General features: G+C 68.6%; 21 protein-coding genes. 13 read left to right on the top strand and 8 right to left on the bottom strand.

What is annotated here, in order from left to right; all coding sequences use genetic code 11:
* The first annotated feature begins 205 nt into the window (after positions 1–205).
* The 3 genes from QSK21_RS31180 to QSK21_RS31170 all read left to right on the top strand — a co-directional run bounded on the left by QSK21_RS31180 (position 206) and on the right by QSK21_RS31170 (position 4,438).
* Entirely contained in the window at positions 206–1,888 is a 1,683-nt protein-coding gene (locus tag QSK21_RS31180) for an AMP-binding protein (protein ID WP_285701074.1), read from the top strand.
* On the top strand, positions 1,885–3,528 hold the full coding sequence (locus QSK21_RS31175; protein WP_285701072.1) for an AMP-binding protein: 1,644 nt from the start codon (positions 1,885–1,887) through the stop codon (positions 3,526–3,528). Before QSK21_RS31180 ends, QSK21_RS31175 begins: the two co-directional genes overlap by 4 nt.
* 70 nt (positions 3,529–3,598) lie before the next feature.
* The gene (locus tag QSK21_RS31170) at positions 3,599–4,438 is read left to right on the top strand and encodes a helix-turn-helix transcriptional regulator (protein ID WP_285701071.1); all 840 of its coding nucleotides are present in this window, start codon (positions 3,599–3,601) and stop codon (positions 4,436–4,438) included.
* A 3-nt stretch (positions 4,439–4,441) separates the two neighbouring features.
* Here the strand turns inward: QSK21_RS31170 and QSK21_RS31165 are convergent, their stop codons facing one another.
* Positions 4,442–4,846, bottom strand: a complete 405-nt coding sequence (locus tag QSK21_RS31165; RefSeq protein ID WP_285701069.1) for a hypothetical protein — start codon at positions 4,844–4,846, stop codon at positions 4,442–4,444.
* Positions 4,847–4,881: 35 nt separating this feature from the next.
* A complete protein-coding gene (locus tag QSK21_RS31160) occupies positions 4,882–5,223 on the bottom strand; it encodes an SDR family NAD(P)-dependent oxidoreductase (protein ID WP_285701068.1) in 342 nt (113 codons plus the stop codon).
* A 185-nt stretch (positions 5,224–5,408) separates the two neighbouring features.
* On the opposite strand from QSK21_RS31160, the gene QSK21_RS31155 reads away from it, so the two are divergent.
* The 3 genes from QSK21_RS31155 to QSK21_RS31145 all read left to right on the top strand — a co-directional run bounded on the left by QSK21_RS31155 (position 5,409) and on the right by QSK21_RS31145 (position 9,721).
* On the top strand, positions 5,409–7,037 hold the full coding sequence (locus QSK21_RS31155) for an alkaline phosphatase D family protein (RefSeq protein ID WP_285701067.1): 1,629 nt from the start codon (positions 5,409–5,411) through the stop codon (positions 7,035–7,037).
* Between the two features lie 320 nt (positions 7,038–7,357).
* Positions 7,358–8,971, top strand: a complete 1,614-nt coding sequence (locus tag QSK21_RS31150; protein WP_285701066.1) for an NYN domain-containing protein — start codon at positions 7,358–7,360, stop codon at positions 8,969–8,971.
* Positions 8,972–9,073: 102 nt separating this feature from the next.
* Positions 9,074–9,721 carry a tetratricopeptide repeat protein gene (locus QSK21_RS31145; protein ID WP_285701065.1) on the top strand — a complete coding sequence of 216 codons (648 nt, stop codon included), beginning with the start codon at positions 9,074–9,076 and terminating at the stop codon, positions 9,719–9,721.
* A gap of 6 nt (positions 9,722–9,727) precedes the next feature.
* On the opposite strand, the gene QSK21_RS31140 is transcribed toward QSK21_RS31145, so the two are convergent.
* Entirely contained in the window at positions 9,728–10,243 is a 516-nt protein-coding gene (locus QSK21_RS31140; RefSeq protein ID WP_502871616.1) for a hypothetical protein, read from the bottom strand.
* 82 nt (positions 10,244–10,325) lie between these two features.
* Here QSK21_RS31140 and pyrE point away from each other — a divergent pair, with 82 nt between their 5' ends.
* Complete coding sequence (gene pyrE / locus QSK21_RS31135) at positions 10,326–10,856, top strand: orotate phosphoribosyltransferase (RefSeq protein ID WP_285701063.1); 531 nt, start codon at positions 10,326–10,328, stop codon at positions 10,854–10,856.
* 820 nt (positions 10,857–11,676) lie between these two features.
* On the opposite strand, the gene QSK21_RS31130 is transcribed toward pyrE, so the two are convergent.
* Positions 11,677–12,147, bottom strand: coding sequence for a RodZ domain-containing protein (locus QSK21_RS31130; RefSeq protein ID WP_285701062.1), 471 nt, complete (start codon positions 12,145–12,147; stop codon positions 11,677–11,679).
* Positions 12,148–12,156: 9 nt separating this feature from the next.
* Positions 12,157–12,897 carry a DedA family protein gene (locus QSK21_RS31125; RefSeq protein ID WP_285701061.1) on the bottom strand — a complete coding sequence of 247 codons (741 nt, stop codon included), beginning with the start codon at positions 12,895–12,897 and terminating at the stop codon, positions 12,157–12,159.
* A 342-nt stretch (positions 12,898–13,239) separates the two neighbouring features.
* Here QSK21_RS31125 and fbaA point away from each other — a divergent pair, with 342 nt between their 5' ends.
* From fbaA to QSK21_RS31095, 6 genes are all read left to right on the top strand, one after another.
* Positions 13,240–14,262, top strand: a complete 1,023-nt coding sequence (gene fbaA, locus QSK21_RS31120; RefSeq protein ID WP_285701060.1) for a class II fructose-bisphosphate aldolase — start codon at positions 13,240–13,242, stop codon at positions 14,260–14,262.
* A gap of 113 nt (positions 14,263–14,375) precedes the next feature.
* The gene (locus QSK21_RS31115; protein WP_285701058.1) at positions 14,376–14,825 is read left to right on the top strand and encodes a winged helix-turn-helix transcriptional regulator; all 450 of its coding nucleotides are present in this window, start codon (positions 14,376–14,378) and stop codon (positions 14,823–14,825) included.
* A gap of 66 nt (positions 14,826–14,891) precedes the next feature.
* Positions 14,892–15,413, top strand: coding sequence for a GNAT family N-acetyltransferase (locus QSK21_RS31110; protein WP_285701056.1), 522 nt, complete (start codon positions 14,892–14,894; stop codon positions 15,411–15,413).
* Positions 15,414–15,438: 25 nt separating this feature from the next.
* A complete protein-coding gene (locus tag QSK21_RS31105) occupies positions 15,439–15,861 on the top strand; it encodes a DUF3151 domain-containing protein (RefSeq protein ID WP_285701054.1) in 423 nt (140 codons plus the stop codon).
* A 138-nt stretch (positions 15,862–15,999) separates the two neighbouring features.
* Positions 16,000–17,283 carry an adenylosuccinate synthase gene (locus QSK21_RS31100; RefSeq protein WP_285701053.1) on the top strand — a complete coding sequence of 428 codons (1,284 nt, stop codon included), beginning with the start codon at positions 16,000–16,002 and terminating at the stop codon, positions 17,281–17,283.
* Between the two features lie 65 nt (positions 17,284–17,348).
* Complete coding sequence (locus QSK21_RS31095) at positions 17,349–18,287, top strand: glycerophosphodiester phosphodiesterase family protein (protein ID WP_285701052.1); 939 nt, start codon at positions 17,349–17,351, stop codon at positions 18,285–18,287.
* A 71-nt stretch (positions 18,288–18,358) separates the two neighbouring features.
* On the opposite strand, the gene QSK21_RS31090 is transcribed toward QSK21_RS31095, so the two are convergent.
* The 3 genes from QSK21_RS31090 to QSK21_RS31080 form a co-directional block, all read right to left on the bottom strand.
* The gene (locus QSK21_RS31090) at positions 18,359–19,483 is read right to left on the bottom strand and encodes a hypothetical protein (RefSeq protein ID WP_285701051.1); all 1,125 of its coding nucleotides are present in this window, start codon (positions 19,481–19,483) and stop codon (positions 18,359–18,361) included.
* Between the two features lie 609 nt (positions 19,484–20,092).
* Positions 20,093–20,620, bottom strand: coding sequence for a hypothetical protein (locus QSK21_RS31085; protein WP_285701050.1), 528 nt, complete (start codon positions 20,618–20,620; stop codon positions 20,093–20,095).
* 167 nt (positions 20,621–20,787) lie between these two features.
* A complete protein-coding gene (locus tag QSK21_RS31080) occupies positions 20,788–22,173 on the bottom strand; it encodes a helix-turn-helix domain-containing protein (RefSeq protein WP_285701048.1) in 1,386 nt (461 codons plus the stop codon).
* Positions 22,174–22,685 lie beyond the last annotated feature (512 nt).

Below are 22,685 nucleotides of genomic sequence, written 5' to 3'. Positions count from 1 at the left end.
CCAGGACGGCGAGTGCGGCGAGCGATGGCACGTGACCCTCCCCGGCGTCCCTGGCGGCTGACGTCCGGACCGGACGTGGATCGAAAGGTGCGGGTCGCGGCTGGGTAGACAGCCGAGTACCCCCTTTCGGGGGTGGTGCGCGCCGGAGGCTTGGCCAACGATCCATGTCATCGGGGTCGCTGTGCGGCTACTACGAGGAGGAGCCATGACGGCAGTCGAGTTTCGCGCGGCCCGCGACTTCCTGCTGGCCCATCGCGAGGACTACGCGACGGCGTACGAGAAGTTCCGCTGGCCGGTGCTGACCGGGTTCAACTGGGCGCTGGACTGGTTCGACGCGATCGCCGAAGGCAACGACCGCCCGGCGTTGTGGATCGTGGAGGAGGACGGCTCGGAGGCCAAGTACTCCTTCGCCGAGTTGTCGCGCCGTTCCAACCAGGTCGCCAACCGGTTGCGCGCGGCGGGGGTACGGCGGCGCGACCGCGTCATCCTCATGCTCGGCAACCAGGTCGAGTTGTGGGAGACGATCCTGGCGGCGATGAAGCTGGGCGTGGTCCTGATCCCCACCACCCCGCTCATGGGTGCGGCCGACCTGCGCGACCGCATCACCAGGGGCAAGGCCAAGCATGTCGTGGTCCGCTCGGACGCCACCGACAGATTCGCCGACGTCCCGGGTGACTACACGCGCATCGCGGTGGGACCCGAGGTCGAGGGCTGGCTGCGGTACGACGAGGCGTACGAGGCGGAGACCGCGTTCGACGCCTACGGCACCACCTTCTCCAGCGACACGCTCCTGCTGTACTTCACGTCCGGCACGACCGCCCGCCCCAAGCTGGTCGAGCACACCCACGCGAGCTACCCCGTGGGCCACCTGTCGACCATGTACTGGATCGGGCTGCGCCCGGGGGACGTGCATCTGAACATCTCCTCGGCGGGCTGGGCCAAGCACGCCTGGAGCAATGTCTTCGCGCCCTGGAACGCCGAAGCCTGCGTGTTCATCTTCAACTACACGCGCTTCGACGCGGACCGGCTGCTGAGCGAGATGGAGCGGTGCGGCATCACCAGCTTCTGCGCGCCCCCGACCGTGTGGCGGATGCTGATCCAGTCCGATCTGTCCCGGCTGTCCACCCCGCCCCGGGAGGTGGTCGCGGCCGGCGAGCCGCTGAACCCCGAGGTGATCGAGCGGGTCCGCGAGGCGTGGGGGGTGACGATCCGGGACGGCTTCGGGCAGACCGAGACCACCGTCCAGATCGCCAACACGCCCGGCCAGCCGGTCAAGCCCGGTTCGATGGGACGGCCCGTGCCCGGCTACACGATCACCCTCGTGGATCCGGCGACCGGGGAGCCGTCCGACGAGGGCGAGATCTGCGTCGACCTGGAGGACCGCCCGCTCGGCCTGATGACCGGATACCACGGGGACGAGGAGCGCACCGACGAGGCGATGGCCGGGGGCGTGTACCACACCGGCGACATCGGCTCCCGCGACGCCGACGGCTACATCACCTACGTGGGCCGCGCCGACGACGTGTTCAAGGCGTCCGACTACCGGATCTCCCCGTTCGAGCTGGAGAGCGTGCTGATCGAGCACGAGGCGGTGGCGGAGGCCGCGGTCGTCCCGTCGCCCGACCCGGTGCGGCTCGCGGTGCCGAAGGCGTACGTGACGCTGGCCGCGGGCTGGGAGCCGACCGCCGCCACCGCCAAGGCGATCTTCCAGCACTGCCGGGAGCAGTTGTCCCCGTTCAAGCGCGTCCGCCTCCTGGAGTTCGCGACGCTGCCCAAGACCATCTCCGGCAAGATCCGCCGGGTCGAGCTGCGCGCCGAGGAGGCCGCCAAACATCCCGACCCGTCCGCACGCCCCGAGGGCGAGTTCCGGGAGGACGAACTGCGATGACCGAACTCTCCTACGCCTCGGGCACCTCCGCCAAGCCCCTGCTGGGCGACACCATCGGCGTCAACTTCGACCGGACCGCCGCCGCCTTCCCGGAACGGGACGCGCTGGTGGAGTTCGAGACCGGCCGCCGCTGGACGTACGCGGAGCTGTCCGCCGAGATCGACGCGATCGCGCTGGGCCTGCTGGACCTGGGCGTGACCAAGGGCGACCGCGTCGGGATCTGGTCGCCCAACCGCGCCGAGTGGGTGTTCGTCCAGTACGCCACCGCGAGGATCGGCGCGATCCTGGTCAACATCAACCCCGCGTACCGCGTGCACGAGCTGGAGTTCGTGCTCAACCAGGCGGGTATCCGCACGCTGGTGGCCGCGCCCGCGTTCAAGACCTCCGACTACGCGGCGATGATCGAGGAGGTGCGGCCGCGGTGCGCCGCGCTCCGCGACGTCGTCCTGATCGGCCGGGAGTCCTGGGACGCGCTGCACGACGCGGGCCGGAACGGCGACCGGGCGCGGCTGGCGGAGGCCGCCCGGGACCTCACCGCCGACGACCCGATCAACATCCAGTACACCAGCGGGACGACCGGGTTCCCCAAGGGCGCCACGCTGTCCCACCACAACATCCTCAACAACGGCTTCTTCGTCGGTGAGCTGTGCGGCTACGACCAGGAGGACCGGGTCTGCGTCCCGGTGCCCTTCTACCACTGCTTCGGCATGGTGATGGGCAACCTGGCGGCCACCAGCCACGGCGCCTGCGTGGTGATCCCCGCGCCCGGGTTCGACCCGGCGGCCACGCTGGCGGCGGTCGCGGCCGAGCGCTGCACCTCGCTGTACGGGGTGCCGACGATGTTCATCGCCGAGCTGAACGACCCGTCCTTCGCCACCCACGACCTGTCGTCCCTGCGCACCGGGATCATGGCGGGCTCGCCCTGCCCGGTGGAGGTGATGAAGCAGGTCATCGAGCGGATGGGGATGACCGAGGTGGCGATCTGCTACGGCATGACCGAGACCTCGCCGGTGTCCACCCAGACCCGCGCGGACGACTCGCTGGACCGCCGGGTCTCCACGGTCGGCACCGTCCACCCGCATCTGGAGATCAAGGTCATCGACCCGGAGAGCGGCGTCACCGTCCCCCGCGGCACGCCGGGCGAGCTGTGCACCCGCGGCTACTCGGTGATGCTGGGCTACTGGGAGCAGCCGGACAAGACCGCCGAGGTCATCGACTCCGCCCGCTGGATGCACACCGGCGACCTCGCGGTCATGGACGCCGAGGGCTATGTCAACATCACCGGCCGCATCAAGGACATGGTGATCAGGGGCGGGGAGAACATCTATCCGCGCGAGGTGGAGGAGTTCCTCTACACCCATCCCGACATCGTGGACGCGCAGGTCATCGGCGTCCCGGACGAGAAGTACGGCGAGGAGCTGATGGCCTGGATCCGGCTGCGCCCCGGCGCCGAACCGCTGACCGCCGAGTCCCTGCGGGCGTTCTGCACGGGCCGGCTCGCCCACTTCAAGATCCCCCGGTACGTGCATCTGGTGGACGAGTTCCCGATGACCGTCACCGGGAAGGTCCGCAAGGTGCAGATGCGCGAGGAGGCCATCGGCATCCTGGGCCTCCCGGACAAGGACGTCCCCACCGCCTGAGGAGTGTCCCGGGTGATTCGGATCACCCGGGGCACTTCACTACGGAGCGTCCGCCGTGCATGCTCTGGGCATGGGTGACGACGCGGGAGCGGTGCGCACGGCGGTTCTGGCGTTGCAGCGGTCCACCGGGCTGCCGATGGTGTTCGGCGGCGCGTTGTGCGGCCCCGACCGGATGCGGATCACCGAGCTGGTCGGCGGCGTCACCGGCTCCCTGGACGGGCTGGTGGTGCGGCGCAACTCCGGGCTGGGCGGGAAGGCGATGGCGTTGGGCCGTCCCGTGTGGGTCAGCGACTACCCGCACGCGTCCACCATCAGCCACGACTACGACGCCCCGGTGGCCGACGAGGGGTTGCTGTCGATCGTGGCCGTCCCCGTCGTGGTGCGGCGCCGGGTGCGCGGCGTCCTGTACGGGGCGTTGCGCGAGCCGCTGTCGATCGCCGACCGGGTGGTGGCGATGGCCGTCCAGGCCGGCCGCGACCTTGAGCAGGACCTGGCCGTACGGGATGAGGCCGACCAGGCGCTGGCCCGCCTGCACGCCGAGGGGACCCCGGCCACGAGCCCGGCGGAGGCGTCCGCCCGCTGGGAGGAGGTGCGGGCGGTGCACGCGGAGCTGCGCGGCCTCGCCGACCAGATCACCGACCCGCAGGTACGCGCGAGGCTCCTGGACGCCTCCCACCGCCTCGCCGCGGCCGGGACGGCGAAGCCCGAACCCCGTCCCGAGCTGTCGCCGCGCGAGCTGGACGTCCTGTCCTATGTGGCGATCGGCTGCACCAACGCGCAGGCCGCCACCCAGCTCGGGCTGCTGCCCGCCACGGTGAAGAGCTACCTGAAGTCGGCCATGCGCAAGCTCAACAGCCACACCCGTACGGAGGCCGTACGGAACGCGCGGCGCGCGGGACTGCTCCCCTGACGCTCAGGCGGGTTTCCGGGACTCCCCGATCGCCGCGATCACGGCGTCCCACTGCTCGGGACGCGACATCCAGCGCATCACCGGCAGCTTCTTGCGGCGGCCGTCCGCCCGCACCAGCACGATCCGGTTGCCCTCGACGACGAGCGACGACTCGTCCGCCCCGCGGAACGCGCGGCGGGTGCCGACCGGGGCGATCACTTCGAGGGTGCGGGTGTGCGTGGTGTAGGTGAAGTACTCCCGGCTCAGATACAGCGCGCCCAGCACGATGAACATGATGCCGAGGACCAGGTTCACCACCATCGGCACCAGGGCGCCGAGGATGAAGTTGAGCACGCCCAGCGCCAGGGCCACCCAGGCGATGACCGGGTTGTAACGGACGGACAGGGTGGTGCGGGGAGTGGGGGGCATGAACGGGGTCCTTTCGCCGCGAACACTTCGGTGCCCTAACTCTGCCCCGGCCCCGAGGTGACGCGCCCGGCCGGATCCGGCCTCACCAAGGGACGGGGCCGCTGTCGTCGAAGGACCCCACCGGTCGGGCCGTCCGGCCCCAGCGTGGCCAGATGTACGGCTATGGCGGCGCCCTGCGCGGCCGTCCGGGTGATGTTCAGCCCTAGGCCCTTGGTGAAGTCGGTATCGCACGCACCGGGGACGGCGGCGTTCACCAGGATCTCGTCGCCGCGCAGCTCCTTTGCGTACTGCACCGTGAGCGCGTTCAGGGCAGCCTTGGACGAAGGGTAGGCGGCCACGGCGGGCAACCGTGACATGTAGTGCTCCGGGTCGGTCATGAACGTCAGGGACCCGACACCGCTGTCCTGGACGCCCCGCCGGCCAGCGTCGTGCCGGCCTGGCCGGAGGACAGCCGTTCACCCGCGGTCGCCGCTCTGGTACGCGCCGCGGCGTCCGTACGTTCCGAGGCGGATGCGCGGGAACATTGGACGCGGCCACCGCGCGTCCGCTAGAGAAGCCTGTTATGACCGCCTTGGTACTCGGGCCCCTGCTCCGGCACGTGGCCGACCGCACCGCCACGATCTGGGTCGAGACCGACCGTCCCTGCGAAGTACGGGTCTTCAGCGAAGAACACGGCGTGAACGCCTCCGCCTCCACGTTCACCGCGCACGGCCACCACTACGCGCTGGTGGACGTGGAGGGCCTTGAACCGGGCGCCACGATCCCCTACGCGGTCGCGCTGGACGGCGAGCGGGTGTGGCCGGAGCCCGGCGGCCCGTTCCCCGCCCCGGCGATCAGGACGATCGACCCCTCGGGACCGGTGCGCCTCTCGTTCGGCTCCTGCCGCCGCTCGCCCGACCGCGCCGGGCTGCACGGCCTGGACGCCCTGTCCGCCTTCGCCCACCGCCTCGCCGCGCCCGGCACCGAGGACTCCGCCTGGCCGGACGTGCTGCTGATGGTCGGCGACCAGATCTACGCCGACGAGCTGGGCGAGGAGATGCGGGCGTACCTGGCCGAGCGGCGCGCCCCCGGCACCGAGCCCGAGGGCGAGGTCGCCGACTTCGAGGACTACACCATGCTCTACAAGCTGGCATGGCGCGACGACCCCGCGGTGCGGTGGCTGCTGTCCACCGTCCCCACGTACACGATCTTCGACGACCACGACGTGCGGGACGACTGGAACACCTCCTACACCTGGCGGCGGCAGATGTGGGCCAAGCCGTGGTGGCGGGCGCGGATCACCGGCGGCATCGGCTCGTACTGGATCTACCAGCACCTCGGCAACCTGTCGCCGGAGCAGCGCGCGGCCGAGCCGCTGTACGCGAAGGTGCTCGCGGCCGCCGCCGGCGGCGCGGACGCCGCCGAGATCATCGACGAGTTCGCCGAGCGCGCCGACAAGGAGCCCGCCACCACGCGCTGGAGCTACGTCCACGACTGGGGCGGCACCCGGCTGGTCGTCGTGGACAGCCGCTGCTCCCGCCTGCTCACCGCCGACCGCCGCGGCATGCTCGACGACGACGAGTTCCAGTGGCTGGACGAGCAGTGCCAGGGCGGGAGGGACCACCTGCTGATCGCCAGCTCGCTGCCGTACCTGCTGCCCCGCGCCATCCACCACGCCGAGGCGTGGAACGAGGCCATGGCAGGCGGCGCCTGGGGCGGGCGGGCCGCGCGGCTCGGCGAGAGGCTGCGGCAGGGCGCCGACCTGGAGCACTGGGCCGCGTTCGACGCGTCGTTCCGCGCCGTGGCCGAGGACGTGGTCGCGGTGGCGCGCGGTGAACGCGGCGACGCGCCGGCCAGCATCTCCTTCCTGTCCGGCGACATCCACTACTCCTACCTGGCGCGGGTCACCGAGCCGAGCACGGGGACGGCCATCACGCAGATCGTGTGCTCCCCGCTGCGCAACCCGCTGGTCGGCAGGTTCCGCTGGGCCAACAAGATCGCGTGCTCGCGGGCGGTGCCCGGACCGTTCCGGTTGCTGGCCAGGCTGTCGAAGGTGGCGCCGCCCCCGCTGAAATGGCGGATCACCGACGGCCCCTGGTTCGACAACGCCATCGCCACCGTCGAGCTGGACGGGCGCCGCTGCCACGTCCGCTGGGAGACGCCGCGCGACGCGACCTCGCTCACCGGGATGGGCGCCGCCACCATCTGCTGACCCGGCGGCCGAGCCTCCACGCCATCGAATCCTCATGTAAAGATCATGTGGCGGAATCGGGGACAGACCGGAAAGGCTGGTAGCGTCCGCGCTGAGCCACACGGCGCGGCGACGAGTCACGAAGTGTCATGAAAGAGTGGCGAATCGCCGTATTGGCCTACGTGGCTAACGGCTTTCTATACGCTAAGGCGGGCCGGGTCTCTCCCCGGCCCGCGACCCCCGAAGCAGAGAGGGGAGACCGCCCGCCGATGCTCCCCTCGCCGACCTGACCGAGGAGTGGGCTTCCCGAGAGGTCCCGTGTTGAGGAAGGGCGATGTCGCATGGATCGCTGCGCGCTGTTCGTAGACGCCGGCTACCTGCTGGCGGACGGCGCCATGGCGGTGCACGGCACCCGCCATCGCGACACCGTCTCCTGGGACTTCGGCGGACTCCTCCAGTTGCTCGGCAACCTCGCCTGCGAGCGCACCGGCCTGCCGATGCTGCGCTGCTACTGGTACGAGGCCACCGTCGAAGGACGGCGCTCGCTCGAACACGAGGCCCTGGCCGACCTGCCCGGGCTCAAGCTCCGGCTCGGCCGGATGCGTCCGGGCAAGCGCGAGGGCGTCGACACCGAGATCCACCGCGATCTGATGACGCTGGCCCGCAACGGCGCGCTGGCCGAGGCGGTGCTGGTCAGCGGCGACGAGGAACTGGCCCAGGTGATCGTGGACGCGCAGGACTTCGGCGTCCGCGTCACGGTCGTGCACGTGGCCGTCGACGGCAACTGGACGATCTCCCGCTCGCTCCGCCAGGAATGCGACGACCTCATCGAGGTCGGCCCCGCGCAGCTCCGCCCGTACGTCAACCTGCTCGCCGGCATCGAGGCCCCCGCCTCCACGACCGCCGGGGCGCTCAGCCCCGCGCCGGCCTCGTCCTCCACCTCGCCGTCCGGGCCGCTGTCCAACGGGCACGGGACGCCCGGCTCCCTCACCCCGCTCCAGACCACCGGCCCCCACAGCGGCCCGCCTCCGTCCTCGCCGCTGACCGGCCCGCCGCCCTCGTACGACTCGTCCGCCTCGTCCTCGACGGGCCAGAACTCCACCGTCGACTTCGCCAGGCCGTCCACCTCCGGGTACGACACGGGCTCGGGCTACGACACCGGTTCCAGCTATGACACGGGTTCGAGCTACGGCACGGCCTCCGGTCACGACACGGGATCCGGTTACAAAACGGGCTCCCGCTATGACACCGACACGTCCGGCTCCGGCTACGAGCCCGGCAAGTACGGGTCGTACAGCTCCACGACCGGCGACTCCGGCGGCGCGGGCCCCGGCTACGGCCCGGATACGACCGGCATCGGAAGCTTCACCTCCGACACGGGCTTCGGCGGCAACGGGTCCGCGCCGCGCCTGCCACCCGCGAACGGCTCGATGAGCGCCCTGGGAGCCGGGACAGGCCCGAACGACCTGCCCTCATCGCCCTCGCAGGGCCCCCCGTCCCCGCTGCACGCGGCGCCCACACCGACCTCCGCCCCGTCCAGCACCGGACCCCAGTACCTCCCGCCGTCCTCCTCGCCCCCGCCGCCCGCGCTCTCCCCGCCACCCCCCGCCCTGTCACCCCCGCCTCCCTCACAACCCCCGGCACCACAGTCGCACGGCCCGTACACCGGCCCCCAGCAGATCGCGCCCGTACCCGCCCAGCAGGCGGCGCCGACCCTCGCCGACGCCGTCAAGGCCGCCCACCGCGAAGGGCAGGACTTCGGCGAGTCCGTCGCGCGGGACGCCCCGGCCCTGTGGCTGGAGGCCGTGCTCGCGCGCAAGCCCCGGATGCCGTCCGACCTGGAGGCGCGGCTGCTCCAGGGCTCCTCGCTGCCGATCGACTTCCTGCTGCACGACGAAGTGCGGCACGCCCTCCGCCGCGGTTTCTGGGACGCGCTCGAACGTTCCCGCAGGTGACCCTGTGCCGACGACCAGCGGGGCGACGTGGAACGCGTAGGTAGTTCACGATCCTCCACGATTCACCCGCTTCGTTCGGCGGGCGACGGGTAGCGTTGAACCGTGACGCATGTGACGGAAGACGATCTCGACGACCTGGAGTTCGACACCCTGCGCACGGGCGATCACATCTCGGCGGCACGGCGGCTCTCCGAGCTCGCCGAGTCGGTGTCCGGCGGGGTGTCACGTGCGAACGTGCTGCTGCGCGCGGGCGAGCAGTGGCAGCACGCGGGCGACCACGCGCGAGCCGCCGAACTGTACCGGACCGCCATCGAGGACGGCGGCGAGACCTACGGCGACCCCCGCGCCTACCTGGCCGACGCGCTGTTCGAGCTGGGCGAGGCCGACGAGGCGCGCAAGCTGGTCGAGCAGATCCGCGCCGACGCACCCAGCGACCCGGAGGTCTACCGCGCGGTGGCCGAGGTGCTGTACGCCCAGGGCGACGCGGCCGGGGCGCACGAGTGGGCCACCGCCGGCGCCGACGTCGTCCTCGCCCTCCGCGACCGCGCCGTCGGCATCGGGGCGGGCACCGGCGCCTCCCCCACCAGGGGCGCCGAGGAGGAGTTCACCCCCGGCCCCGACGACGTGGCCCTCGCCGAAGACAGCCTTGAGGCGCTGCTGCGGCTGCGCTACCGGGCGCGCGTCGACCTGGGCCGTCCCGAGGACGACTACGACGCCCTCCTGGACGACCTGCTGAAGAACGACACCTGAGGCCGGTCACAGGGCCGCGATCAGCCCGTTGAGGGTGAGCGCCTTGGACGTGCCCGGCCCCTGCTCGGCGACCACCCAGCCGCGCAACCGCGCCTCCCGCAACGCCCGGTCCTCGTCGGCCGTACGCGCCAACGAATGATCGGTACGCAGGTAGCCGCACGGCGCCTCCGGCCAGTCGGGCGGCATCGCCACCGGCTCATCACTCTGCCCGACCGGGGGCCTGGGCAGGTCCGCGTCCACGAACACGTACCCGCCGACCCTGCGGTGCGCCGCCCGCTGCGCCAGCGCGACCGCCGGAACCAGCGGCCCCGCCCCACCCGAAGCCACCAGCACCAGCGGCGACACCGGACCCGTCGCCGAAATGATCAGCGATGCCCTGGCCACGTACCGCGGCCCCGAACTGTCCGGTACATCCGGCACCACCACGTCCAGCCCATGCCGGCGCAACGCCTCCGGCAGATCACCCCACGCTTCGGCGCGCGAGTACGGGGCGTGCAACAGCACCAGCGTTCCGGGGGTCACGTCACCTCCCGCGCCCACGGTACAGCCCGCCGACCGCCGCCCCGTTTCCCCCGCCACGACCCGTCCCCCTAGGGTTCTCCCTGTGAGCGACCGCGAAGCCCTCCTCGAAGAGATCAAGTCCAAGGCCGTCGTCAAAGGCGACTTCGTGCTGTCCTCAGGCCAGCGCGCGTCCTGGTACGTCGACCTGCGCCGAGTCACCCTGGACGGCAAAGCGGCCCCCCTCGTCGGACGCGTCATGCTCGACCTGACCGCCGACCTGGACTACGACGCCGTCGGCGGCCTCACCCTCGGCGCCGACCCCGTCGCCACCGCCATGCTCCACGCCGCCGCCGCCCGCGGCCGCCACCTCGACGCCTTCGTGGTACGCAAAACCGACAAAGCCCACGGCCTCCAACGCCGCATCGAAGGCCCAGACGTCAAGGGCCGCCGAGTACTCGCCGTAGAAGACACCTCCACCACAGGAAACTCAGTACTCACAGCCGTAGAAGCACTACGCGCCGAAGGCGCCCACGTCGTCGCCGTAGCCACAATCGTGGAAAGAGGCGCCACCGAACGCATCACCGCCGAGGGCCTCGACTACCGCCACCCCTACACCCTCACCGAGCTGCTGTGACTATTGGCAGGCGCGAGCTGCGCTCGTCGCTGGCGCTCCTCGCTTGTCGCGCCTGCGGCGATCGCTGCATCGCTCCGACTCGCCTAGAGGCTCGCTCCGCGATCAGGGTCTCGCTGGCGCTCGCCCCTGCCTTCGGACGCGATCGCAACGCCTGAGCGACCGTTCGGGGCTGGTGTGACGGGCTGAGGTGGGTGCGAGAGGTGTTCATTGGCAGGCGCGAGCTGCGCTCCTCGCCCTAGCGGCTCGTCGCGCTGTGTTTGTTGGCGGTGCCTGCGGCGTCGGGCGCTGGGCGCGCTCATTCTTATGGCAGGCGCGAGCTGCGCTCGTCGCTGGCGCTCCTCGCTTGTCGCGCCTGCGGCGATCGCTGCATCGCTCCGACTCGCCTAGAGGCTCGCTCCGCGATCAGATTCTCGCTCCGCTCGAATCTGCCTTCGGACGCGATCGCAGCGCTTGGGCGCCGTTCGGGGCTGGGGTGAGGGGCTGGGGTGGGTGCGAGAGTGTTGTTTATTGGCAGGCGCGAGCGGCGCTCCTCGCCTTGGCGGCTCGTCGCTTTTTGCGGTTGCGGCGATCGCTGGCATCGCTCCGATCCGGCCTGGGGCTCGCTACGCGATCAGGGTTTCGCTGGCGCTTGCCCTGCCTTTGGACGCGATCGCGGCGCTTGGGCGACCGTTCGGGGGTGGGTGTGGCTGTGCTTCTCGCCTGGCGGCGATGATTGCTGATCTTGGCCATGGCCGGATGTGGGGTGGCGTGGCGGTGATCGGCTGGTTGGCGGGGGTGCCTGCGGGGGCTGTCGCGGCGGTTCTAGGGGTGGTCGGTGGGGCTAGCGTTCTGGGACGAACCATTCGCCGCGGGTGCCCGAGGGTTTGGGGGGTTGCTTCTTGCCGTAGATGACCACTTCCACCGCGGCGCCGTTGAGGGCGACCACGTCGAGGGGGGCCTGTTCGTACTGGCGGGCCTCGCCGGTGTTGAGGGTGCCTTGTTGCAGTACCTCGCCGCTGCCGGAGACGCGGACGAAGACCTGGGTGGGGGCGCCGATCACGCGGATGAGCAGCGGGGTGGCCGCGGCGGCGGCCGTCCGGGTGGCTCGGGTCTGCTCGGGGGTCGGCGACGCGCTCTCGCTCGCGTCCTGGGTGCCGGGCGGGTTCGCCGAGCCTGGTTCGCTCGAACTGGAGGTCAGCGCGTTCACCAGGGCCAGGCCGCCGATGACCAACAGCGCTAAGGCCAGCACCACGGCGATGGCCGCGATCAGTATGCGCGCGAGACCACGAGGGTCCGACCGATGACGTCCCACATGGGGAGATTAGCGATAACTGTCACCGCTGAGCGACGGACGGGACTCTTCCGGGGCATTCTTATTCGTACCGTTGCCGGCGTGGCGGCCCTTGCCGCCCCGTCCGCGCATCATCTCCCGGATGATCGGGATCAGCGACAGCAGCACGATCACGGCGACGCCCGGCAGGATGTAGCGCTCGATGTCGGGCACCTCGGCGCCGAGGAAGTGGCCGAGGAGGAACAGCGTGTCCGTCCAGAGCACGCCGCCGACCACGTTCCAGATGAAGAAGCGGCGGCGGCTCATGCCGAGCATCCCGGCCAGCGGGTTGAGGAAGGTCCGGACGATCGGGATGAAGCGGGCCAGCACCACCGCGCGGGCCGGGCCGAAGCGGTTGAAGTAGTACTCGGCCTTGACCACGTACTCCTGCTTGAAGATCCGGGAGTCGGGTCGCTCGAAGAGCTTGCGGCCGTATTTGGCGCCGAGCCAGTGCCCGAGCTGGGCGCCGAGGATCGCCGCGATCGGGCCGCCGATCAGCAGCCAGGGCAGCGACAAGGGCTGGAACTCCTGGCCGTTGACCGTGGAGACGGCCGTGAGGATCCCCGCCGTGAACAGCAGCGAGTCACCCGGCAGGATGCAGCCGAACAGGAGTCCGGTCTCCGCGAAGATGATGGCGATGACGCCGACGGTCGCGAACGTCCCGAACAGTTGCAGCCATGCCGTCGGGTGCAGCCACTCGGTGATGTCAAGGGAAATGAGCGAGAGATCCACGTTGCGAGCGTACCCGGAGCGGGCCTCACGTTTCGGTGAGACGTCGAGTCCTGGGTAATACTCTCATTCCTTCGCTCACGGGCCGTCTCAGGGCCCCAGGGCGGCTAGGTTCACCGGGCCGTAAAAAGCCGTGGAGCGCCGCATGGAACGCGCGGGAGGGGGCATGTGGGTGTCCCGCGAGGGGCATGGCCTCTTGGAGGGGCGCGCCGGGCGTGGCGGCGGCCCATCCGGGATACTGGCGCTGTGGAGCCCACCCCCATGGCGGGTGAGGTCGGACGACATACTGACGGTGGACGGTACGCCCCGCCCCGACGGCACTGCTGCGTAAGAAAGGACGCCGAAATGCCCATCGCAACGCCCGAGGTCTACGCGGAGATGCTCGACCGTGCCAAGCAGGAGGGCTTCGCCTACCCCGCCATCAACGTCACCTCCAGCCAGACGCTGAACGCGGCGCTGCGCGGCTTCGCCGAGGCCGAGAGCGACGGGATCGTCCAGGTCTCCACCGGCGGCGCCGAGTTCCTCTCCGGAACCACGATCAAGGACATGGTGGTGGGCGCGACCGCCCTGGCCGAGTACGCCCGCGTCGTGGCGGCCAAGTACCCGGTGAACGTCGCCCTGCACACCGACCACTGCCCCAAGGACAAGTTGGACGGCTACATGCGGCCGCTGATCAAGATCTCCCAGGAGCGGGTCGCGCGTGGCGAGGAGCCGCTGTTCCAGTCCCACATGTGGGACGGGTCGGCCATCGAGCTGGAGGAGAACCTCCAGATCGCGGCCGAGCTGCTGGAGGAGTGCGCGAAGGCCCGCGTGATCATGGAGATGGAGATCGGCGTCGTCGGCGGCGAGGAGGACGGCGTCGTCGGCGAGATCAACGAGAAGCTGTACACCACCCCGGGCGACGCCCTGGCCACCGCCGAGGCCGTGGGGATCGGTGAGAAGGGCCGTTACATCCTGGCGGCGACGTTCGGCAACGTGCACGGCGTCTACAAGCCGGGCCACGTCAAGCTGCGTCCCAGCGTGCTGAAGGACATCCAGGAGGCGGTCGGTGCCAAGTACGGCAAGGAGAAGCCGTTCGACCTGGTGTTCCACGGCGGCTCAGGCTCCACCGAGGAGGAGATCCTGGAGGCGGTGTCCTACGGCGTGGTCAAGATGAACGTGGACACCGACACCCAGTACGCGTTCACCCGGCCGATCGCCGAGCACATGTTCCGCAACTTCGACGGCGTCCTGAAGGTCGACGGCGACGTCGGCAACAAGAAGCAGTACGACCCGCGCTCGTACGGCAAGGCGGCCGAGGCGAACATGGCCGCGCGGGTGGTCGAGGCGTGCCGCCACCTCCGCTCCGCCGGAACGAAGATCAAGTAAGCCGGCACCGATGCCCCGCCGCGGGATCATGGTCCGCGCCGACACGATCCCGCGGCGGCCCGCCGTTCCCTGGAAGGTGGGTTGCTTCAGGCAACTCGGGTTAGGCTTCGGACGTGGCACTACCACGCACGTACGAGACCCAGAACTGCTCGATCGCCCGCGCCCTGGAGGTCGTGGGCGATCGCTGGACGATGCTCGTCCTGCGCACCGCGTTCGAGGGCATCCGGCGTTTCGACGACTACCAGGACCGGCTGGGCGTCGCCCGCAACGTGCTCACCGACCGGCTGTCCAGGCTCTGCGACGAGGGCCTGCTCCGCCGCGTCCGCTACCAGGAGCGCCCCGACCGATACGAGTACCGCCTGACCCGCAAGGGCGTGGAGCTGTGGCCGGTCATGATGACGCTGATGATGTGGGGCGACCGGCACTACGCCCCTGACGGCCCGCCGCTGCTCGTGACCCACGCCGACTGCGGTGGCGCCCTTACCGAGGATCTCACGTGCGGCTCCTGCGGGGTCCGCCTGGGTCCCAAAGATGTGGAGACGCGGCCGGGCCCCGGAGCCTGAGCGCATTCGCGATCTTGACCTCTGAGGTAGTTGCGTCATGCAACTTGGCGCGATCCAATGAGTTGCATGACGCAACTTGACGTGGACGGGACGGAGCTGCGGGACGTCCGCATCCGCCCATACGGGGTCACCGACGCGGACCGCCTGCGCCGCATGTCCGACCGGCTGTCCAAGCGGAGCCTCTTCACCCGTTTCTGGTCCGGGTCGCCCTACATCCCCGAGTACTACGTCCAGGCCATGGACGCGCTCGACCACTGGGACCGGGAGGCCATGGTCGCCCTCCTGGACGACGAGATGATCGGCATCGCCGAGTACGCCCGGGACGCGGCACGGCCGTACCGCGCCGACCTGGCGGCCCTCGTCGCCGACCCGTGGCAGCGCCGCGGCCTGGGACGGATCCTGGTGTCGTGCCTGGCGCCGCTGGCCGAGCGGCGCGGCATCACCGAGTTCAACGCCGACGTCATCCTGGAGAACCAGGGAGCGATGCGGGCCATCCTCGTCTGCTGGCCGGACGTCGGCTCCGCCCTGGTGGACGGAGCTGCGCGCTTCTCCCTGCCTCTGCCGATGCCGGTACCGGTGCCGGGTTGATGCACACCCCGCGTCCCCGCCTAACATGACCCGCATGACGCAGAACCTGCTCGGCGGCCCGCCCCCGACCGAACTGCCGGACAACCCCGAGGCCCGCAAGGCCCTGGAGTCCGGCACCAACGCGATCGAAGTGGCCGCACGCCACCCGGACTACCCCGCCGCCTGGGCGGAGCTGGCGGACTGGGCCTTCGCCAAGGGCAGCGTCATCGACTCCTACGCCTACTCCCGTACCGGCTACCACCGTGGCCTGGACCAGCTTCGCCGGGCCGGCTGGAAGGGCCACGGCCCCATCCCCTGGGAGCACGAGCCCAACCGCGGGTTCCTGCGCTGCCTGCACGCCCTGGGACGCGCCGCCGCCGCGATCGGCGAGGACCACGAGGCCGAGCGCTGCCGTACGTTCCTGCGCGACAGCAGCCAGACGGCGGCCGACATCCTGAACAACGGCTAGCCGGAGACCGCTCCGGTTTTCCTGGTGTCCACCGGCGGGTACGATTTGCTCGCAAGAGGCCCCTTCGCGCTTGCGGTTTTCCCCTGGGAGTGACCCAGGCCCAGCGAGGGGCCTTAGTCGTGGGAAAGGTGTAATGGCATGCCGGCCATCGTTCTTGTCGGAGCCCAGTGGGGAGACGAGGGCAAGGGCAAGGCCACCGACCTGCTGGGCGGCGAGGTCGACTACGTCGTCCGCTACCAGGGTGGCAACAACGCCGGCCACACCGTGGTCATCGGCGACGAGAGCTACGCCCTGCACCTGCTCCCCTCGGGCGTCCTGTCCCCCGACGTGGTGCCGGTGATCGGCAACGGCGTGGTGATCGACCCGGCCGTCCTCCTCCAGGAGATCGACGGCCTCAAGGAGCGCGGCATCGGCTGCGAACGGCTGCTGATCTCCGCCAACGCGAACCTGATCATGCCGCACCACCGTGCCTTGGACAAGGTCACCGAGCGCTACCTGGGCAAGGCCAGGATCGGCACCACCGGCCGCGGCATCGGCCCCGCCTACGCCGACAAGATCACCCGGATGGGCATCAGGGTGCAGGACCTGTTCGACGCCAACATCCTCACCCAGAAGCTCGACCTGGCGCTGCGCGAGAAGAACCAGGTGCTCACCAAGGTCTACAACCGGCGCCGGATCGAGACCGCCTCGATCGTCCAGGAGTACCTGGCCTACGGCGAGCGGCTACGGCAGTACGTCGCCGACACCACCCTGGTCCTCAACAAGGCGCTGGACGACGGCAAGACCGTCCTCCTGGAGGGGGCCCAGGGGACCCTCCTGGACATCGACCACGGCACCTACCCGTTCGTCACCTCGTCCAGCCCGACCTCGGGCGGGGCCTGCTCGGGCTCGGGCGTCGGCCCCACCCGCATCACCAAGGTCATCGGCATCCTCAAGGCGTACACCACCCGCGTGGGCTCGGGCCCGTTCCCCACCGAACTGCTGGACGAGCAGGGCGAGTACCTCCGCAAGACCGGCGGCGAATACGGCGTCACCACGGGCCGTGACCGCCGCTGCGGCTGGTTCGACGCGGTCATCGCCCGCTACGCCACCCGCGTGAACGGCATCACCGACTACTTCCTCACCAAGCTCGACGTCCTGTCCGGCCTGGAACGCGTCCCCGTGTGCGTCGCCTATGACGTCGACGGCGAGCGCCTGGACGAACTCCCCACCACCCAGACGGCCTTCCACCACGCCAAGCCGATCCTGGAGTACCTGGACGGCTGGCAGGAGGACATCAGCGGCGCCAAGACCTTCGACGACCTCCCCAAGAACGCCCAGGCGTACGTCAGGGCCATCGAGGACATGTCAGGGGCCCAGATCTCCGCCATCGGCGTCGGCCCGGGCCGCACCCAAACCCTCTCCCTCCGGCCCCTGGTTTGATCCGGTTCCCCTCGTTCTCACCGGTCGGACACAAAGCGTTCGGTCACGGGCTGTAACGTGCACGGGTGACCTTCACCGGGGAGACCGTCGAGCTGCACGGCCACCGAGGAGCGCGGGGTCTCCGTCCGGAGAACACCCTGCCCGCGTTCCGGCACGCACTGGCCCTGGGCGTCCACGCGGTCGAGTTCGACGTCGGGCTGACCCAGGACGACGTCGTGGTGCTCAACCACGACCAAGCCCTCTCCGCGCTCACCGCCAGGGACACGGAACCGGCCACACCAGGCGACCCGCACTACCCCTACGTAGGCAAGGCCCTCCGCACACTGACGCTCGCCCAAGTCCGCATGGTCGACGCGGGCACCCGCCACCCGACCCGGGACGACGACCCGTTCGTCCTCACCCAACTACCGGTCCCGGGTACGCGCATTCCCACACTGGCCGAGGTCTGCGCCCTCCTGAGCACCGTCCCGGACGTACGCCTGGCGGTCGAGCTCAAGACCGACCCAAGCTGGCCCGACACCGAGGTGACCCGCTTCACCGTAGCGGTCGCAGAAGTCCTGCAAGCCTTCGCACTGTCGGCCCGAAGCCGCCTCCTGGCCTTCGACTGGCGCGTCCTGGTCGAGGCCCGCCGATACATCCCTGACGCGGGCCGAGTAGCCCTCATTGAACGCGTCACAGCCGTCCCAGGCACCCCGTGGTGCGCCGGCCTGGACCCGGTCGACCCGGTAGCGGCCGCCCTGGACGTAGGCGCAACCAGCCTCTCCCCAGAGATGGCCATGACCACGCCCGCCCTGGTGGAACACGCCCAATCCCTGGCACTCCCCGTCGCGGTCTGGACGGTGAACGAACCGTCCGACATGACCCGCTACCTCTCCTACGGCGTGAACGCGATCGTCACCGACTACCCCGACCGCCTCCACACCGTCCTATCCGACCACCGCCTCCCCGTACCCACCCCCCGCCCCGACCTCCTCCCCATCCCGAACGGCGCCCCAACCCCATAGCAGAGCACCCCACGGAGCAAAGCGACACCACACTCACGCGGGACGCGCGCGACCGCACACGCTCATCGGTTCTATGAGCGTTCGCTATTAACTACCTCCAGGCCCGCCATCCTCTTTTCGACGTCGCTCCCGTGTTCGGCGATATAGTGGGTCACTGCTACTTCACGAATGAACTTGACTTGCCTCTGGAGAGCCTCCTCCCCGACGAAGTGACGGATGATGCTCTCCAGACTGGCCCATGGGCAGTTGATCGCGTCCGGGTGCTGAGCCGGCTCAGGATCGCCGAAAACCGAGACGACGGTGGCCTTCTCGGCGAACTTTTCGAGGGTATTCTTTCGTGCAGTGTCGACCAGCGTGTCCTCGAGATCAGCCTTGAATTCCCCGGCGAGAAGTTGCGCTTTCCGGCACAGTTGGGCCAGCGATTGAGAATCCATCTTGAATTCAAAATAGATGGGCCGGCCGGAGACCATTTCGTCGCCCTGGAAGTAGCCGACAATATCTTGCCCTTTCAGAGTGAGCGTCTGCCGCTGCCGATCAAAGTACTCGAATCGATAGGATTCCCGATCGAAGGAGACTCGGATATACGTTAGATGGGCGCCGTAACTGAAGGGCATGATGAACGATTCTTCAGGAGACTCAGGGGAGGCTGCTTGCCTCAGCTTCGGCTCGACCGTTTCCGGGTAATACGGGCTCACCGATTTTCCCGCCTCGGCCTCCTTGCCGAGCCGGCTGAGTGCATCTTGGTCTCCAGCATCGATGCCCTGACCATTGAAGAATTCAATGTACCGGCAATAGAGTTCCAGCATCCGCGGGCCACCGAACGCGACCTTAGTTTGAGTATCTCCTATCGCCTTCTTCGCCGCATTCCACTCGAGGCTTTTCCTTCCACATGCGGCATGGGCGTGAGGAGTGAGATAATGGAACATCGCCCAATCCATGTAGCCGCGATCACCAGGTAGCTTGTCTTGGTCCTTCCAATCCATGATCCGCACTGCCGTTGACACGCACTCGTCGAGGTCAGCGAGCGGGACCCTCCTGTTCTGCTCGATGTAGCGCTGTAGATAGCCATGCCGTGTCGCCTTGTCCTCGATCCGCTGCTCCAGCGACTTGCGCGCGTTTTCGGACATCAACTCAAGCAGGCTGGCGGTCTGCTCGACCCTGACGACTTCGTGCGTGTCTTTCATCACCAGAAGCATGTGCGATTCCTTTCGATCGCGGTCGCCGTTAGCAGAGCGTGCGGACGTGCGCACCACCGTCGGCCCGACATGCCCACTTACCCACCGTCAGAGGCCCCTGCCGGCGTCGGAGCGAGCGTGCACTGACAGTAGGATGCAACAGATCTTCAAGATCTTCGACGATATGTTGCGGCCACTAAAGGCCAGTTGACACACCACCCCTGCCAAGGTTTCGAAAATAGGGAAAATACTCCCCCGTATCTATGTCACACCTACCTTCGGGGCCTACCAAAAATGGTTTACGGCCAGGACCGGCGAGCTTTGCGTGATGCCGAGTACTGGTCGCTATGCCGCACTGCCGCCGACCCGGCGTACCGCGGCTCGGATCGGATGCCACCGAGCCAGCGCTCGCCGATCGCGTCGGCCTTCGGCTCTGCCCGCGTCCCGGACCGCATCGAAGCAATCGGTGAACTTGCCACCGCGATCGGGCCGGAGGGTTTCAGGGACGGTCGTCCAGGCCCACCAAGCTCGGGGTCACCCATGCGCTCGCCGGGTGGCGATCTTCATCACGAGCCCACGTACGGCCATTGCAGGAAGCCGACGTCGCCTCGCTTCAGCGGGCCGCCGTCCTCAATGGCAGAACAGCAGGGACGGCAGCGCCTCATCAACCCAGTCCCAGAAGGGCGTTCCGGGTCGCTCGGACATACCGTTGATGCTCGACAGCGCGACCCGGGGTAATCCGTCCGAGGCACGGTCGTCCATGTCCAGGAAGTAAGCCTCGGCGGCGGAGTCGCAGGTGCAGCAGTGCATGTGACGGTCGAACTCGCCGTTCACCGCACGGACGAACTCATCGGTCTCGTAGTAGTCGGCAAGGTCCTCACCCTCGTAGTCCTCGCGGATCGAGGCGCCGAGCGTCGTCCCGAACGCCACCGCAGGGCTCGTTCCCCTGCGCACGGTGCCAACGCTGGCCGGTACATCCCACGCGGACTCTGCGGTGAACGGGACATCGCCGTCGCCGCCCAGAAGCAGGAGACCTCGCAGTTCGGCCGTTTCGGATGACTTCAGCAGTTCGTCGCCCCGCAGCAACCGCTCGATAATGCGCGGGTCGCGATTGGCCAGAGCGCTCCTCCACTCCTGACCGATCCTCCTGAGCCCCATGATCGCGATACTAGCCAGCAGCACAGCGCGCCGACCCCGCAATTATCGCACCCCGGACGACCGCACTGAGCAGCACCGACTGAGAAGTACTCCTAGGGCTACCCCGAAAGGCATCTCGACGGGCATGCCGACGAGCGCCATTTCACCAGGACGATTTCAGGTAGAGCCTACGCCCCACAATTCAAACTGCGGACCTCAGGGGCGGTATCAATGAGAATCTCGCGGAACTCATTCACCGAATCGCGATTCCGCTGGTCCAGAGGCACAGACTGGAGCACTCTATTAGCAGTCTCGGTAATCATCTGGCTGCGATGGGAATCGGGCAACGCATCAAGCAACGCTGTAGCTTCCCCCACGCCCTGATCGATCCCACCGCTCACGACAGTGCAAATAGCCTGATGAAGCCGCACATTAGCGAAGTACTGATAGTCCACACTCTGCACGAGGACCAGAGATCGCGCCTCAGCAACGGCCGACTCGTCACCGCTGCCAGCGAAGACCCACGCTTGAGTAAAATGAACCTGATCGGTGGTCCAAATATTGGGGATTGGATTTGCCACCGACTCACCGGGCGCGAATTTCTCTAGTTCTAGCGTCCTCTGCTTCGCTTCATCATGCCTGCCAAGCAGCGACAGCGCTTTTGCCTCAGAGCTGACGACCTTGGCGAGCCCTACCGGAGACTTGTTTCCCCGAATACTGCGCGCACTCTGCGTGAGACGAAGAACCGTCTCGGGCGAGCGCTGACCATAGAGACCAAACCCCGCTTCCGAGCCGCGAACCACCAGGCGCAAATCGGGGTCACCGCAGATATCGGCCGCTTCACGAGCGGTCCGCCACCATCGAAGGGCAGCCCCATGGTCACCCAAACGAGTGAGAACATTGGCGTACAGCGTCGCAAGCGCCGCATGGACACGCTGCAATTCCCGCGGATCCTCCCCGCTCGCTTCATGTAGTTGACGTCGCACAGCGAGGAGGTCGATCATCATGTCCTCGCGCACCTTAATGGGAGAACGCGTCCGAATCGCGTACAGATGATCCGCGCACACTATCTCCCAGTCTTCAAGCGTTCTAGGTGGCGTGGTCAAAACCATATCGGCCAGATGCCGGATCTTCTGTTCAGGCGCAGTGAGGATCCCACCACCGGTCATTGCCGCGAGTTTCAGCAGAAGCCGACGTTCCATCGCTCGCCAATCGTCCGCTATGTCGGTGTCTGGCCCCATGGTACCCGCTGGAACGCTGCAGCCCGCTGAAGCCTTGGCCTGGTCGGGACGAGTGCTGCCGTCAGACGTTCTGGCACCCGTCATCGGCGTAGGGATGTCTTCGGGGGTGAACCAGAGCAGGTGATCGGGGATGCGGAGCGTACGGGCGATGTGCGTCAGCTTCTTCAGGTCACTCGGCGGCGCACCTTTCTCGACACGGCTTACATAGGACTGGCCGACGTTCAGCCAGGCACTGGCGATTTCCTGGGAATAACGGCGCGGCCAATGGTGGGGGTGCTTCCGGAATGCACGCAGCACCCTGCCGATATGCCGGGCCGCCAAAGCCTCACGCATATGCGGAGACTCCCAGAAGGAGGCAGGAACCTCGGGCGGGCTCAACCGGATATCACGGGACTTATGCTGACAAGCGGTGCATAGCTCGCCTCTGTTGTCGCGTGCCAGGCGGGCATTGCACTCCTGGCAGTTACGCGGGCGGTTTCGCGCTTGAGGGGTCATGCCGCATCAGTCCCATCCGATTGACCATGGGCACTCGGCCACCTGCGCGCCAGTCTAAACCCGGTCACCCCTTCAGGCACCGGCTCTTATGCGCAGCACGCTCAAGTCAGCGCGGCATGATCGGCATAACACCATCTGCGATCGACATGGTTACGCGAAACTCAGGCCCGCCAGGGTTGAAGGCATCAGACACAAGGCGGCCCCGGTCCCGATGCTGCGAACATCGGGCATGCCCGGGGCCTTGATCCGACACAGGGGGTCGGACCCAATGAGTGATGCTAGTTCACGCCCCGTCTCGCACCTTGCCGTCCTAGGTGAGCGAGTGGGCAGCACCTGCACCCGTCGCGGTG

Source organism: Actinomadura sp. NBRC 104412 (assembly GCF_030269515.1).
GTDB lineage: Bacteria > Actinomycetota > Actinomycetes > Streptosporangiales > Streptosporangiaceae > Spirillospora.
This window is presented reverse-complemented; position numbering and strand designations above follow the sequence as displayed.